Consider the following 12,895-nt stretch of genomic DNA (forward strand, 5'->3'; position numbering starts at 1 on the left):
GCCCACCTTCGGCAAGGGGCGGCGCGGCTTTCAGCTCGGGATGCGGATGACTCATACCCTGACGGTACCCGGAGAGCGGGACAGGGTGATCCACTACCTCCTCCCTACAGGGTCGGGGCACCACAACGGTGTCCGGGGACGATCTGATGACGCCGGCGGCCGGACAGGGAGGGGTCAAGGCGGGGTCCAGCCAAGGTGAGCTCAAAAGCCGCCACGAGATGATCTTGGAGTCCTGAAGGCGGCTGGTCAGGATGCGGTAGGCATCGCGCGGGCGAGCGGCGCCAGGTTTCCGTACAGGGCGGCGTGCAGGGCGGCTGCGCGTTCGCGGGCCCGGCTCTCGTCTGCCACGTCGTGCAGTACGAAGCAGACCGGCCCCGCGGAGGAGTCCGTGCGGATCTCGCCGGCGCGGATCATCTGGATGACCGCGGCGCGGATGGCGTCGTACACCGAGTCGGCGACGGCGTGCCGCGGGGCGGTGATCATGTCGGCCGTCACCGTCCAGTGCTCGCCCAGAGACTCGATGGCGACGAAGACGGCGTCCTGCTCCTTGGCCTGCCGGTACGCCGCTTCGAAGGCCGCCATGCCCGTCGCGCCGGGAATGAGGTCGGCGGGGTAGGGAGCCGGCAGCGGCTGCATGAGAACCACCGTGCCAGGCGCGCGGGACGGCACGGACGTCGACACGCCAGGCGTGTGCCTCACTGGGCCTGGCAGGCCGCCGATGGGCAACCGGCGTGCTGGCAGGGCTCCGGCCCGGGACTGGTGGAACCGTCTCGGACAGAGAAGGACCCCAGCGTGGTGATCGCCGGGGTCCTTGCCCTGCGGGAGTCAGGGGCGCTCGTTTCAGGGGCCGATGGTGGGGTCCGGTCGGTGGCGGGCCGGGAGCGCCGTCCGTGTCTTCGTGCCGGCGTCCGGTCAGGCTGAGGTCTTCGACTGCGGATCGGGGCCTTGTGTGCGCATTTGCTCGTTGATGCGCTGCGCTTCTTCGAGTTGGTCTTCGAGGACGATGATGCGGCAGGCGGCTTCTATGGGGGTGCCCTGGTCGACGAGTTCGCGGGCACGGGCAGCGATGCGCAGCTGGTAGCGGGAGTAGCGGCGGTGGCCGCCTTCGGAGCGCAAAGGTGTGATCAGGCGGTGTTCGCCGAGGGCGCGCAGGAAGGCGGGGGTGGTGCCGAGCATGTCGGCGGCCCGGCCCATGGTGTAGGCGGGGAAGTCGTCGTCATCGAGAGGGGTGACGGCGCGGGAACTGCCAGGGGGCATAGACCTCTTCTTCCGGGGGACGCGTCGGGGGGCCCGGGCGCCGTACTGGCACCCGGGCCCCGAGCTTTCAACACCATCTACCGGCGAACTGCGCCGGCCTTGTACGTCCGCAGGGTCCGCCTGGGAGGGCGGGACTGCGGGGATCGCGGATGCGTGACCGGGGACCACCTTCCAATCCGGGGCCTGCGGTACCCGGGCGGACTGCTTCCTCGCCCGGGCGATCCTGATGGCGTCTCGCTCCTTACCTTCGGTTACTCGGTGGTACTGCTGGGTACCGCGGGTACTGCTCACGACCCTCTTGGGCCGTGTCCTGCTTGACCTGCCGGCATGGCAGTTCGTGTCTGCCGTGCCCACTTCGACTTCCTGAGTACGCAAATACAGTAACCCAGCGACGGGCCAATGTCTACTGTCGTCACGACAGGTTTTCTCCATGGTCAGTGCCTGGAGTTCTTCCGCAGATACACACGGGTCAGGGCCTGGAGTTCTTCCGCAGATACACACGGAAGAGTGCTGTCCCGGGTTGCTTCCCGGCTCGGCGACCACATGCTGAGCCTGGAGGCACAAAACCGATCCAGGGCGGGGTGACAGCGCATGACCGCCATGGAGACCGGCCGTTACATCGGTACAGCCGTTGACGCTGAGATTGATCATGGCCCTGAGTTGAGGACTGCCGCCGCCCCCGGGCCGCCGAGGTACGCGCCGAACGGGCCATGGGATGATCTTGTCCCGTGAGTGATCCGCAGGGTTCCGGTGTGCGCGGAGGCTGGCCGGCCCGCTTCCATGAACGACGGCGGGAGGCTCGCCGCAGCAGGGGGGCCGCGGCGGCGGTCGCTGGAGGAGGCTGCCCAGCGGGCGGCCGACGACCTGGAGGGCCGGTAGACACCTGCGCCAGGTTCCGGCGCCCAGGGACGGTCACAGCAGGCCGCCGGCCGGATCTCCGCCGGGGTCGTCGGCCAGCACGATGGCGGCCCTGACTCGCTTGCCCACCGACTCGCGGCGCACCTCGAAGCTCTGGCACACGGCCATGATGATCTCCAGGCCGTGCTGCCCGACCCGGCCCGGGTCTGCGGGGCAGGCCGCGGGCAGTGTCGGGTCGGTGTCCCAGACGCTGATCTGGACGGCGCCTTCGCTGACCTCCAGGCCCAGCAGGCAGGGGCCGGGCGCGTACTTGTAGGCGTTGGTGACCAGCTCGCTGACGGCCAGCTGCACGGTGCCCATCACGGGGTCGGAGACCGGGATGCCGTGTACTGCCTGTACGTCGGCCAGGAAGCGGCGGGCCGCGCTGCGGGCCTCGGCGATCGGTTCGCTGCCCTCGAAGGCGAGGGCCGACAGTATCGGGCGGCGGGCCGGCGGCTGGTCCTCGTTTCCGTGCACCACTGGGCCCACATCGCCACCCTCATCCTCAGCAACCTGGTCAAGGCGCACGAATACCCCCGAAACGACATGGCACGCATCCGCAGGACCGGCCCCCGCCCGGCGTGACTTTCCTGTGGCAGTGCGCGTTGGACGGTGTGACACGCGCACTCCACCGGCCCTCCCGCCGGAACACGTGTGGTGACGGCCCCTTGATCCCGCCCGGCGGCAGGGGGCCGTCGTCGTGAGTGGTGCCGGGTGGTGGTCAGCGGCGGGGACGCCAGCGAGTGAAGACGCACTGGTCACTTCTGCGCGATCTGCGGCACCGTTGGCCCGCAGGCTACCGGTGTACGCGGCCATGTCGTCGTCGACGACCTTCGGATGAGCACCGTTGCCGGACGCGGTGAGCGGCAGGCTCTCGAACGGGTCTGACGCTGCCGATGGCCCGACCGTCAAGTCGGGGAAATGCGCAGGCCAGAGCAGTCTGCAGTGGAAACCGATGCCGTTGCAGCCTTTGCACATCCCGAAGTGCGGTTCACTCGGCCGCCGAACACACAGACGACGGTGAGGGGGTGGAGCGTGTCGCCGAGATAAGCACCAAGGCCACCCATAGTTGATCTTGAGCGGCCCGGGGCCGATGAGACCGCAGTTGGCGCTGAGATTGATCAAGACCGTCGCCGGTCCTTGACGCACCTAGGATTGCGAGGGTGACGGCAAGAACCAGTGACATCGAGAAGGCGGCCGGTGTGCTGCGCGCCGGGGGCCTGGTGGCTCTCCCGACCGAGACCGTCTACGGTCTGGGCGCCAATGCCGAGGACCCCGCCGCCGTCTCGCGCATCTTCCAGGTCAAGGGACGTCCGCCTTCCCACCCGCTGATCGTCCACATCGCCGGCGCGAAGCAGCTGGACGACTGGGTCCAGGACGTGCCCCAGGCGGCCCGCCTGCTGGCTGAACACTTCTGGCCGGGGCCCCTCACCCTGGTCCTGGGACGTGGGCAACGGGTGCCCCTGGAAGCGACGGGTGGCTTGGAGACGGTGGCCGTGCGTGTGCCCGATCACCCCGTCGCGCTCGCGTTGCTGTCGGCCTTCGGCGGCGGTGTCACGGCGCCGTCCGCCAACCGCTTCGGCTCGGTTAGCCCCACTACGGCGGACCATGTCCGTGCTGAGCTCGGCGAGGCGGTCGACTTCGTGCTGGACGGCGGCCCCTGTGAGGTCGGGGTGGAGTCGACCATCGTCGACGCCACCGGGGAGATCCCGAGCATCCTGCGGCCGGGCGGGGTGACGCGCGAGGACCTCGAAGCGGTGTTGGGGTGCCCGATCGCCGTCCCTGCGACGAGCCGTGTCCGGGTGCCGGGCCAGCATCCGTCCCACTACGCGCCGCATGCGCGAGTCGTCCTCGTCGAGCCGGAGAAGGTCATTGCCGAGGCGGAGCTGGCGCAGGAGCTGGGGCACCAGGTGGGCGTCTTTCTGCCTGCCTCCTTCGCCGACGCTCCGGTGAAGGCGCACGCCGTGGTGACGGTCCCGTCTTCGATGGCCGCCTACGCGCGCGGGCTGTACGGGTTCCTGCGCAAGCTCGACCAGCAGGGATGCGACCTCATCATCGCGTCCCTGCCGGTGGAGGAGGGGCTGGGACTGGCGATCGCCAACCGGCTTCGCCGCGCCGCCGGACCCCGGCCCTCATAAGTCACCAGTCGCTTCCCTGGTCGCCGCCTCCGCCAGTGACGGCCGTGGCCGCCTAGGATGCTGTGGGCGCTTCGGCGGTCACGATGCCGTGGTGACGGGTGCGTCGAGGCCGCGGGTCGCGACGAGGCGTGCAGTGCCGTCGGCCAGGCCGTAGCACAGGCCCACGACGGCGGCCTGTCCGGCGGCGACCTTCTCGGCGAGCAGCCGGGAGCGGTCCAGCAGCAGGTCGACGGTGTGCCGGATGTGCTCGTCCAGGATCTCCTCGCCCTTCACCCGGCCGGCGGCCCGGGCCGAGAGCACGCTGGGCGTCACCCGCTCGACGACGTCGCGCACGTAGCCGGCCGGCGCCACCCCGTCCTCCAGGGCGGCGCATGCGGCGCCGACGGCACCGCACGCCTCGTGGCCCAGGACCACAACCAGGGGACAGTTCAGTATGTCGACGCCGTACTCGATGCTGCCGATCACTTCCGGTCCCATGACGTGGCCGGCAGTGCGCACCACGAACAGGTCGCCCAGTCCGCGGTCGAAGATGATCTCGGCGGCCAGGCGGGAGTCGGAGCATCCGAACAGCACGGTGAACGGTCGCTGGGACGCGGCGAGCTCGGTGCGGCGGGCGGCGTCCTGGTTCGGGTGTTCGGGGATTCCCGCGACGAATCGCTGGTTGCCGGCCATCAGCAGTTCGAAGGCTTCACGGGGGGTTGCGGCCTGGGTCTCGTTCATGGCAGAAGCCTAAGGTCCGCCCTGCGGCGTCGAGCCGCCAGGTCCGCTCGTGCCCGAGCCGAGCGCGTCGCTGCTCCGCACCGTCCAGATGCCCCGGCGCCGGGCGATGTCGGCTTCGGTCTGGGTCCGCGGCCGGTGGCGGAGCTGGGCACCCCCGTAGGAGCAGGTCCCTGCGTGGAGCGGGGCGAAGATGTCACCGCGGCCGTGAAACCGTCGTTCGCTGTCCGTCCTCACGCATCACCCAACGGGGCGGGCCCCGGTCGGGGTGTACGCAGGCTGAGCGGTGCGCAGCGGCCACCTGACGCCACGAGCGGGCTCGGCGGGCGCGGGAGGTGGGCACTTCGTACATTGAAGGAGGGATCGACTGGCTGGAACGCGTGTGACACCGCAGATCGACTACGTGGCGCTGTTCGCCGCCCTTCCGAGCCCGTGTCTGGCGCTCGGCACGGACCTGGTGATCGTTGATGCCAACCCGGCGTTCTGCGAGGTGACCGGACGCGGCCGGGCCGAGCTGCTCGGGCAGTACCTCTTCGACGCCTTCCCGGACAACCCCGCCGATCCGGAGGCCGACGGGGTAGCGACGCTGAAAGCCTCCCTGCACAGGGTTCTGTCCAGCGGCCAGACCGATCACGTGGCGTTGCAGAAGTACGACATCCCACTCGCCGGCAGCCCCGGGGTGTTCAAGGAGCGCTGGTGGTCCGCGATCAACGTGCCCGTCCTGGGGGCGGACGGGCAGGTCGCCTGGATCATCCACCGGTCCGAGGACATGACCGACGTCGTCCGCGCCCGCCGCGCGGCGTACCTGCCGTCGGTCAGCCCTGGCCGGGAAGCCGCCATGGAGGCTGAGCTGTACGCCCGGGCGCGGCAGCTGCAGCAGCTGAACGAGGAACTGCGGCAGGCCCACGCCCGTGAACGACGGATAGCCGTCGCCCTGCAGGAGGCCATGCTGCACGTCCCGGACCTGACCGGGCACCCGGACGTCGCGGTGCGCTACCTGCCCGCGGCCGGATCACTGAACGTGTGCGGCGACTGGTATGACACGGTCGACCTGCCCGCGGACCGCTTCGCCGTCGCGGTCGGTGACGTCGTCGGCCACGGGCTGATGGCCGCCACCGTCATGGGCAGGCTCCGCAGCGCGCTGAGCGCCGCCACCCGCGCCGTCCACGGCCCCGCCCAGGCCCTGGAGGTCCTCGGGCTGTACGCCCGCTCGGTCGAGGGAGCCCTGGCCGCCACCGCCGTACAGGTCCTCGTCGACTGCCACGACCACCTGCTCATCTACAGCAGCGCCGGCCACCCCCCGCCCGTCCTGCTGCACCCCAACGGCACCTGCGACCTGCTCGACCAGGCCACCGACCCACCCCTGGGCGCTCGCTCCGAACACGTCCCCCGCCCCCAGGCCAACACCACCTACACCCCCGGCGACACCCTCATCCTCTACACCGACGGCCTGATCGAACGCCGCGATGAGGACATCGACACCGGCCTGATCCGCCTGATCTCCACCCTCGCCACCTGCACCGACTTCGGCCCGGAACACCTCGCCGACGCCCTCCTCGCGCGCCTCCACCTCACCGGCGGGGCAGGCGACGACATCGCCATGGTCGTCGTCCGCCTCAACGGAACGACCCGGCCGTCCTGACCGGGGCGCCGCCTTGGGGTCCCGCCGGTAACGCTGCTGGATTGAACGCCAAGGAGTGACCTCGATCCCTCGCCGCAGGTGGAGATGATGGCGCTTCAGAACACGATCGAGAACTCGAACGTGCTGCTGAACATGCTGAAGTCGGCGGGCTTGTAGGGCCTGTGAGGCTCTACGCTGGGCGGATCCGTCCCGGTGGCCTCCCCCGTGCCGCCGTGACGGCCTTTGTATGTGAGGGGGAGGTTGGTCAGTGCTGGGCGGCGAAGATCTCCCGTACCTCGCGGATGGCGTAGTAGACGAGCACGTACCCCGCGGCGGGGTCGGCCCACCAGAAGCCGAAGGCGGCGTTGAGGACCAGGCCGAGCAGGACTGCGGCGGCCAGCAGCCCGTCGATGAGTGTCACCCGGCCCTCGGTCTTGAGGACCGGGTTGTCCAGCGCGGTGCCGGTGCGGGCTTTGCCCGCAGCGAGGGCGAACATCACGGCCGCGGTGATGGCCGTCCATCCGATGCCCAGCGGTGAGTGGTGGGGGCGGTAGTCGGCGGCCAGCACCCAGGTGGATTGCACCACCAGATAGACGGCCAGGAGCGCGAAGCCGATACCGATCAGCTTCAGCGCGCGGCGCCGGCGGGCCTCGCCGGTCCCGGACAGTTCCCAGATCACCACGGTTGAGGCACCGATTTCGATCAGGGAGTCCAGGCCGAACCCGGCCAGCGCCACGGACCTGGCGGAGATCGCCGCGAGGGCGAGCACGACGATCCCGACGACGTTCCAGGCGAGCGTGGCGTACTCCAGGGCGAAGCCCCTGCGGAGCAGGGTGCTGCGGGCGGTGTCGGCAGTGGTCACCGGCCCGATTCTGACAGGCGGCTTGGTGGTCACCGGCCAGGGGTCATGCGTCATCGTCTTCGGCGAGGATGCGGTAGACGGTGGCGACCGAGGGGTGTTCGCCCTTGTTCTTGCCCGAGGTGATGACGAGCCTGCTCGCGATCTGCGGCACGGGCACCCCGTTGGCGCGCAGGCTACGGGCGTAGGTGGCCATGTCGTCGTCGACGGCCTTCGGGCGTCCGCCGTGACGGCCGCGCTCGCGGGCGGACGCCCGTCCTTCGAGGGACTTGTCCCGGACGTACTCCCGCGCGGACTCCGCCATGCCGGCGAAGAACGCGAACAGCGCGGCGCCGTGCCCCGAGGGGTCGTACACGCCCTGGAGGGGGCCGGTAAGGCGTTCGTGCGCGCTCGGGAACCTTGGTCCCTCCCATGGCTAGGCGGCTTACACGGCTTCCGCAGGCCCAGTTGGTGGCGAGACCGACCTCGGCGGACGCTGTCACGGGCAGGCCCTTAGCATGATCGGATGGTTGCCGATGATGCCCAGAAGAACGGGACAGGACGGGAAGTTGTGTCTGGGGACGCCGTAGCCGGTCTCCCCGGCGGATCACATCATGGCAATGCCGGGGAGGAGTTTCACCCGGTTGCCGACCTGGTCGAGTGGGCGGCCGACCTGGTCGAGCCGGTCAAGCCGAAGCTGCGTGGCTGGCTCCATGCCGCGATGGTCCCCGCCTCGGTGAGCGCCGGCATCGTCCTCGTCTGCCTGGCTCGTACCCAGCAGGCGGCCCTGGCCTGCACCGTGTACTCCGTCACCGCCTGCCTGCTGTTCGGGACGAGCGCCGTCTACCACCTGGGTACCTGGGGGCCGCTGGGCGAGGCCGTCCTGCGTCGCCTCGATCACGCCAACATCTTCCTGATCACCGCCGGGACCTGCACCCCTCTGGCCGTGCTCCTCCTCCCTCCGGACCGGCGAAACCTGCTGCTGTGGATCGTATGGACGGGCGCGCTGACCGGTATCGCCTTCCGCGTGCTGTGGGTCAACGCCTCCCGCTGGCTGTACACCCCCTGCTACCTGGCCCTGGGGTGGGCACCGGTGCGTTACCTGCCTGACTTCCTGCACACCGGCGGTGCGGCCGTGGTCACCCTGACTGTGACCGGCGGTCTCCTCTACAGCGCGGGCGCGGTGGTCTACGCCGTCCAACGCCCCGCCCCCTCGCCCCGCTGGTTCGGCTTCCACGAGGTGTTCCACGCCTTGACCGTGGCGGCCTTCACCGCGCACTACATCGCCATCTCCCTCGCCGTCTACTGACGGGGGAACCGTTCGGACACGAGAACCATCTCTGCGCGCCGCAGCCCGGCCACGCGCGGGTGTGACAGCCCGCCGACACCGGCGGGCCCGCTCACCTCAGGCTGCGGCCGATGGACTGGACGATCCGCCGGTGCGGCGGTATTCGGCGTTGATGCGCTGGGCTTCTTCGAGCTGGTCTTCGAGGATGATGATCCGGCATGCGGCCTCGACCGGGGTGCCCTGGTCGACGAGCTCACGCGCGCGGGCCGCGATGCGCAGTTGGTAGCGGGAGTAGCGGCGGTGTCCGCCCTCGGAGCGCAGTGGTGTGATCAGTCGCGCTTCGCCGATGGCGCGGAGAAAGCCGGGAGTGGTACCGAGCAACTCGGCGGCCCGGCCCATCGTGTAGGCGGGGTAGTCGTCGTCGTCGAGACGGCTTAGCGACTCGTCTGCTGTCATCTCACCTCTTTGTGGAACGGGTAGAGGGGCCTTGGTGCCGTTTGGCACCAAGGCCCCGAAGGAACTGCAACACCATCTGCCGGCCCTAGTGCTGCGCCGGCCTTCTGTTTCCGCCCAGCCGCCTGATACTCCGACGGGGGTGCGGGGATCGCGGATGCGTGACCGGAGACCACCTACCTATCGATGTCCTGCGGTACCCGGGCTCGCGTCTTCCGCCCGGGCGATCCTGATGGTGCTCGACTCCTCCGTTCTTCCCTCGGAACCAATCACTTGCAAACAGGGACTGCGTACTACTGGTACTGCAACCGCGTCAACTGCGGTCCTGCTCACGGCGGCCCCTCATCACTTCAGGCCACCCGGTCCGGTCGTCAGTCCCGTCGCCGTCGTACAACAACCTGGCTTCGGAACTCCACCACCGCACCGTCATACGTGGACTGCTGCCCGGCAGTTCGTGTCTGCCGGGCCTTGCTCGATCTCGGCTACGAAAGAAACCATAATCACTGAGACATCGAATGTCTACTCCAGCGAGCATAGATTTGCTGCGGCTCGACGATGAGGTCTCCCGCTGTGCCGATCTGCGAATACTGGGGGCTGTCGGCAGCGCAGGTCCGACGCACGGATGAGACCCAGAGCCGCCCGCGGAGCTTCCCGTGGCGGCGCCAACCGGCGCGGCGCGTCGACCGGCGCGGCGCGTCGACCGGCGCGGCGCGTCGACCGCGATTCTCAGCCCCCTCCGGCGAGCACGGTGGCTCGGGTGGGTTGGCGGGCGGGGCGCAGGGTCGGTAGGCAAGGGCCGGGCATGAACGATCCGCAGAGGAGGGTGACCCTGATGAACACACTGTCCGTCAACGCCACAGCTGCCCCGTTCCACGCGGCCGTTGCCGACGCACGCGATACCGCACAAGCGTTCATCGAAGACCTGCGGCAGCCGAACGGCAGCAGACCAATGCCCCGAAGCACGCCCCTGGCTCGCAGCCGCCGCACATGCGCACCCCCGGCCTGTAGTGCGGCACCAGGGGAGCCGTAATGCGCCCGTCTCGCCCGGTTGCGCCATCGTCCAAGCCGCCCGGGCGTGCCGGTGCATAGAATCCGACCCCATGCCGAAGCTTGACGAGCTGCTCGTTGCGATAGCTGCCCTTGTGGAGTCCGGGCAGAGCAATCAGATGTCCCTGACCGTGGTCACCAGTGGTGCTGTCATCACCGGTCGGCTGGCTCCGGAAGCCATGTGGAGGCAGAGGGTGTCTGAGGTGCTGACGGACTCCGCCGACCTGGGCGAGTTCTCCACCGTCTTCGACACCCCCGCGAGGAAGGACGGACCGCCCACGCATCTGCATTTCCACGTCGCCCGGATCCTGCAGGGTACGGTGGGGATCCCGGAGACAGGCGGGATGTACCGCGTCGCGATCGAGGACGTCAGTGCCTGGACCGTGGGCGACTTCAGCTACTCCGACCACTGACTCACCGACCCATGGCACACAGTGAGGCCCCACCGGCACGCTTCCGTTCTAGTGGTCGTCGCAACACCCCAGTTCAGGGGGTGCGATGGACTTCGAGATCCGGAAGGATCTGCGGCCTCAGGGGCCCAGGAGATTGGACCCTGAGCGGGAGGAATACCTTCGGCTCGTGGATCTTGGAATAGGGAACACGGAAGCTTGCCGGATCATCGGCATCAACCGCCGCACCGGCAACCGCCGGCTCTACGGCCGGCAGGCATCCGCGAGGTACAGGGCAGCCCCGCCCATCGTGGACACGGGGCTGCCCTGGCAAGCACCCGAACCCCCGGCTCGCCCTGAGGAACCCGTCGGCCCGTCGCGCTACCTCACCGAGGCCGACCGCATCCACATCGCTGACCGGCTCCGGGAGAAGGCGTCCGTCCGGGCCGTCGCGGCCGAACTGGCCGCAGTCCCTCCACCGTAAGCCGGGAGATCCGCCGCAACCACGCGCTCATGTCAGGCGGCGGCTGGTCCTACCGTCCGCACGCCGCCCAGTGCCGCGCGGATGCCCGCGAACCGCGCCCCAAGCCCTGCAAGATCGGCCAGAACCCCAGGCTGCGGGACTTGCCTCCAGGACCACGTGATCAGGCGGTGGAGCCCGGAGCAGATCTGCCACGCTCTACGGGCACGTTTCCCCGACCAGCCGGAGATGCACGTGGTCCACGAGACGATCCTCCAGGCGCTTTACGTCCAAGGCCGCGGGGAACTGAGGCGCGAGCTGACCCGGGCCCTGCGGACCGGACACGCGATGCGCCGCCCGCACCGGCACTCGGCGGCCCGCCGATCGCGGTTCGTGCACCCCATGGTCATGATCAGCGAACGGGCCGCCGAGGCCGCCGACCGGGCTGTCCCCGGCCACCGGGAAGGCGACCTGATCGTCGGCAAGAACAACGGCTCCGCCATCGGCACCCTGGTCGAACGCAGCACCCGCTACCTGATGCTCGTGCACCTCCCACGCGACCACGGCGCCGCCGCTGTCCGCAACGCGCTCACCGAGACCGTCCAGACCCTCCCGCCTCACCTGATGCGGTCCTGACCTGGGACCAGGGCATCGAGATGGCCTCCCCTCGCGCCTTCACCATCACCACGGACATCCCGGTCCACTTCTGCGACCCGGCCAGCCCCTGGCAGCGCGGCTCGAACGGGAACACCAACGGCCTGCTGCGGCAGTACTTCCCCAAGGGCACCGACCTATCCCGCCACACCCGCGAGGACCTGGACGCCGCCGCCACCGAACTCAACAGCCGCCCACGCAAAACGCTCGACTGGGAAACCCCAGCCGAGCGTCTGTTTAAACTGCTCGCGGCTTGATCAACTCACCGCAGTGTTGCTACCACCCCTGGAATTCACCCACGCCGGTGGGGCCTCACTGCTCTGTTCGGCTCACACCTGTCCGTAAGTCAGGCGGACAGGCGGAGTGCCGAGCGTTGCGGAAGCCGGCCCGTACGGGTCGGCCAGGGGCGCAGATGCGGCGGTAGGGCGGGTGCGGCAGGTGAAGCCGAGTTGGGTCATGGCCCTGAGGACTTCGCCGGTGCTGAAATCGCGCCGGTCCTGGCGGGTGACGACCTGGCCGACCTGCTTGGCGGGGTAGTGGCGTCGTCCGATGATGACGAACTCACCGGTGACCGGCTCAGGTGTGACGCCCTTCATCGATTCCACCACGCCGCTCTTGGTCAGGTCGAACGGGAAGCGAGCGATGACACAGCGCATGATGCCTCCGGGGAGAGGAGAAGACGGGGCCGGGTAGGGGTGAGGGCGGTTCAGCGAGAGAGGGCGAGGACGCCCAGAGCGTTGCCGTGGCCGTCGACCACCGGCGGGGCCCCGAGCCGGCGGCAGCGCATCGCACGCTCGGCTTCGGCCCTCGTGGCCGGCGGCGAGGCGAAGGGCCCGATGACGTCGGCGATGTCACGCAGGCGGATCCGGTCCGTGTATCCGGAACCGTCACGAACGGCCGTGAGCCGGTCCCGGGTGACCAGGCCGGTGCACATACCGTCCTCGTCGCAGACGACCAGCTGACCTGTACGGGCGGCGGCCATCACGGACAGTGCCACCTCCACGGTCATGTCCTCCCAGACCTGCGGTCCGGCCGCGTCCGCGGGATCGGCCGCCGTCTGCACGGCGTTGGTACGTGTTGAGCGGAACTGCGTCTGGTCCAGCGTCAAAGGGTGCCTCCTGCGAAGTTGGGCGGGC

General features: G+C 69.5%; 13 protein-coding genes and 1 pseudogene. 5 read left to right on the top strand and 9 right to left on the bottom strand.

All coding sequences use genetic code 11. The features are described from left to right. Positions 1-246 precede the first annotated feature (246 nt). The 3 genes from ABZ876_RS26160 to ABZ876_RS26170 form a co-directional block, all read right to left on the bottom strand. Positions 247-636, bottom strand: coding sequence for a hypothetical protein (locus tag ABZ876_RS26160; RefSeq protein WP_361785909.1), 390 nt, complete (start codon positions 634-636; stop codon positions 247-249). A gap of 276 nt (positions 637-912) precedes the next feature. Continuing rightward, complete coding sequence (locus tag ABZ876_RS26165; protein ID WP_361785912.1) at positions 913-1,257, bottom strand: MerR family transcriptional regulator; 345 nt, start codon at positions 1,255-1,257, stop codon at positions 913-915. 912 nt (positions 1,258-2,169) lie between these two features. Next, complete coding sequence (locus ABZ876_RS26170; RefSeq protein WP_361786298.1) at positions 2,170-2,631, bottom strand: ATP-binding protein; 462 nt, start codon at positions 2,629-2,631, stop codon at positions 2,170-2,172. A gap of 686 nt (positions 2,632-3,317) precedes the next feature. Here ABZ876_RS26170 and ABZ876_RS26175 point away from each other — a divergent pair. Continuing rightward, a complete protein-coding gene (locus tag ABZ876_RS26175; protein WP_361785915.1) occupies positions 3,318-4,292 on the top strand; it encodes an L-threonylcarbamoyladenylate synthase in 975 nt (324 codons plus the stop codon). A gap of 78 nt (positions 4,293-4,370) precedes the next feature. Here ABZ876_RS26175 and ABZ876_RS26180 read toward each other — a convergent pair whose 3' ends face one another. After that, a complete protein-coding gene (locus ABZ876_RS26180; RefSeq protein WP_361785918.1) occupies positions 4,371-5,012 on the bottom strand; it encodes a carbonic anhydrase in 642 nt (213 codons plus the stop codon). Positions 5,013-5,391: 379 nt separating this feature from the next. Here ABZ876_RS26180 and ABZ876_RS26185 point away from each other — a divergent pair, with 379 nt between their 5' ends. After that, positions 5,392-6,651 (top strand): SpoIIE family protein phosphatase, encoded by a 1,260-nt coding sequence (locus ABZ876_RS26185; RefSeq protein ID WP_361785920.1) that lies wholly within the window; start codon positions 5,392-5,394, stop codon positions 6,649-6,651. Between the two features lie 244 nt (positions 6,652-6,895). On the opposite strand, the gene ABZ876_RS26190 is transcribed toward ABZ876_RS26185, so the two are convergent. Both ABZ876_RS26190 and ABZ876_RS26195 read right to left on the bottom strand, forming a co-directional pair. Further along, positions 6,896-7,492 (bottom strand): cation transporter, encoded by a 597-nt coding sequence (locus ABZ876_RS26190; RefSeq protein WP_361785923.1) that lies wholly within the window; start codon positions 7,490-7,492, stop codon positions 6,896-6,898. Between the two features lie 43 nt (positions 7,493-7,535). Next, complete coding sequence (locus ABZ876_RS26195; RefSeq protein WP_361785926.1) at positions 7,536-7,844, bottom strand: hypothetical protein; 309 nt, start codon at positions 7,842-7,844, stop codon at positions 7,536-7,538. A gap of 195 nt (positions 7,845-8,039) precedes the next feature. Here ABZ876_RS26195 and ABZ876_RS26200 point away from each other — a divergent pair, with 195 nt between their 5' ends. After that, positions 8,040-8,777: a hemolysin III family protein gene (locus ABZ876_RS26200; protein ID WP_361785929.1), complete on the top strand. Its 738-nt coding sequence runs from the start codon at positions 8,040-8,042 to the stop codon at positions 8,775-8,777. 96 nt (positions 8,778-8,873) lie between these two features. On the opposite strand, the gene ABZ876_RS26205 is transcribed toward ABZ876_RS26200, so the two are convergent. After that, on the bottom strand, positions 8,874-9,212 hold the full coding sequence (locus tag ABZ876_RS26205; RefSeq protein WP_361785932.1) for a MerR family transcriptional regulator: 339 nt from the start codon (positions 9,210-9,212) through the stop codon (positions 8,874-8,876). A 1,097-nt stretch (positions 9,213-10,309) separates the two neighbouring features. On the opposite strand from ABZ876_RS26205, the gene ABZ876_RS26210 reads away from it, so the two are divergent. Next, complete coding sequence (locus tag ABZ876_RS26210) at positions 10,310-10,669, top strand: hypothetical protein (RefSeq protein ID WP_361785935.1); 360 nt, start codon at positions 10,310-10,312, stop codon at positions 10,667-10,669. Positions 10,670-10,754: 85 nt separating this feature from the next. Beyond that, positions 10,755-12,016, top strand: a pseudogene (locus ABZ876_RS26215) (IS30 family transposase). A gap of 72 nt (positions 12,017-12,088) precedes the next feature. Here ABZ876_RS26215 and ABZ876_RS26220 read toward each other — a convergent pair. Both ABZ876_RS26220 and ABZ876_RS26225 read right to left on the bottom strand, forming a co-directional pair. Continuing rightward, positions 12,089-12,415 (bottom strand): SCO5918 family protein, encoded by a 327-nt coding sequence (locus ABZ876_RS26220; protein ID WP_361785938.1) that lies wholly within the window; start codon positions 12,413-12,415, stop codon positions 12,089-12,091. A 50-nt stretch (positions 12,416-12,465) separates the two neighbouring features. Beyond that, entirely contained in the window at positions 12,466-12,867 is a 402-nt protein-coding gene (locus ABZ876_RS26225; RefSeq protein WP_361785941.1) for a CBS domain-containing protein, read from the bottom strand. Between the last annotated feature and the right edge of the window lie 28 nt (positions 12,868-12,895).

The sequence above is a fragment of the Streptomyces sp. NPDC046931 genome, assembly GCF_040644655.1.
In the GTDB taxonomy this organism is placed as follows: domain Bacteria; phylum Actinomycetota; class Actinomycetes; order Streptomycetales; family Streptomycetaceae; genus Streptomyces.

Excerpts from the sequence above, each read along its gene's own strand:
- ABZ876_RS26165 (WP_361785912.1), bottom strand. The coding sequence starts at position 1,257 with ATGCCCCCTGGCAGTTCCCGCGCCGTCACCCCTCTCGATGACGACGAC.
- ABZ876_RS26210 (WP_361785935.1), top strand. The coding sequence starts at position 10,310 with ATGCCGAAGCTTGACGAGCTGCTCGTTGCGATAGCTGCCCTTGTGGAG.
- ABZ876_RS26160 (WP_361785909.1), bottom strand. The coding sequence starts at position 636 with ATGCAGCCGCTGCCGGCTCCCTACCCCGCCGACCTCATTCCCGGCGCG.
- ABZ876_RS26180 (WP_361785918.1), bottom strand. The coding sequence starts at position 5,012 with ATGAACGAGACCCAGGCCGCAACCCCCCGTGAAGCCTTCGAACTGCTG.
- ABZ876_RS26205 (WP_361785932.1), bottom strand. The coding sequence starts at position 9,212 with ATGACAGCAGACGAGTCGCTAAGCCGTCTCGACGACGACGACTACCCC.
- ABZ876_RS26220 (WP_361785938.1), bottom strand. The coding sequence starts at position 12,415 with ATGCGCTGTGTCATCGCTCGCTTCCCGTTCGACCTGACCAAGAGCGGC.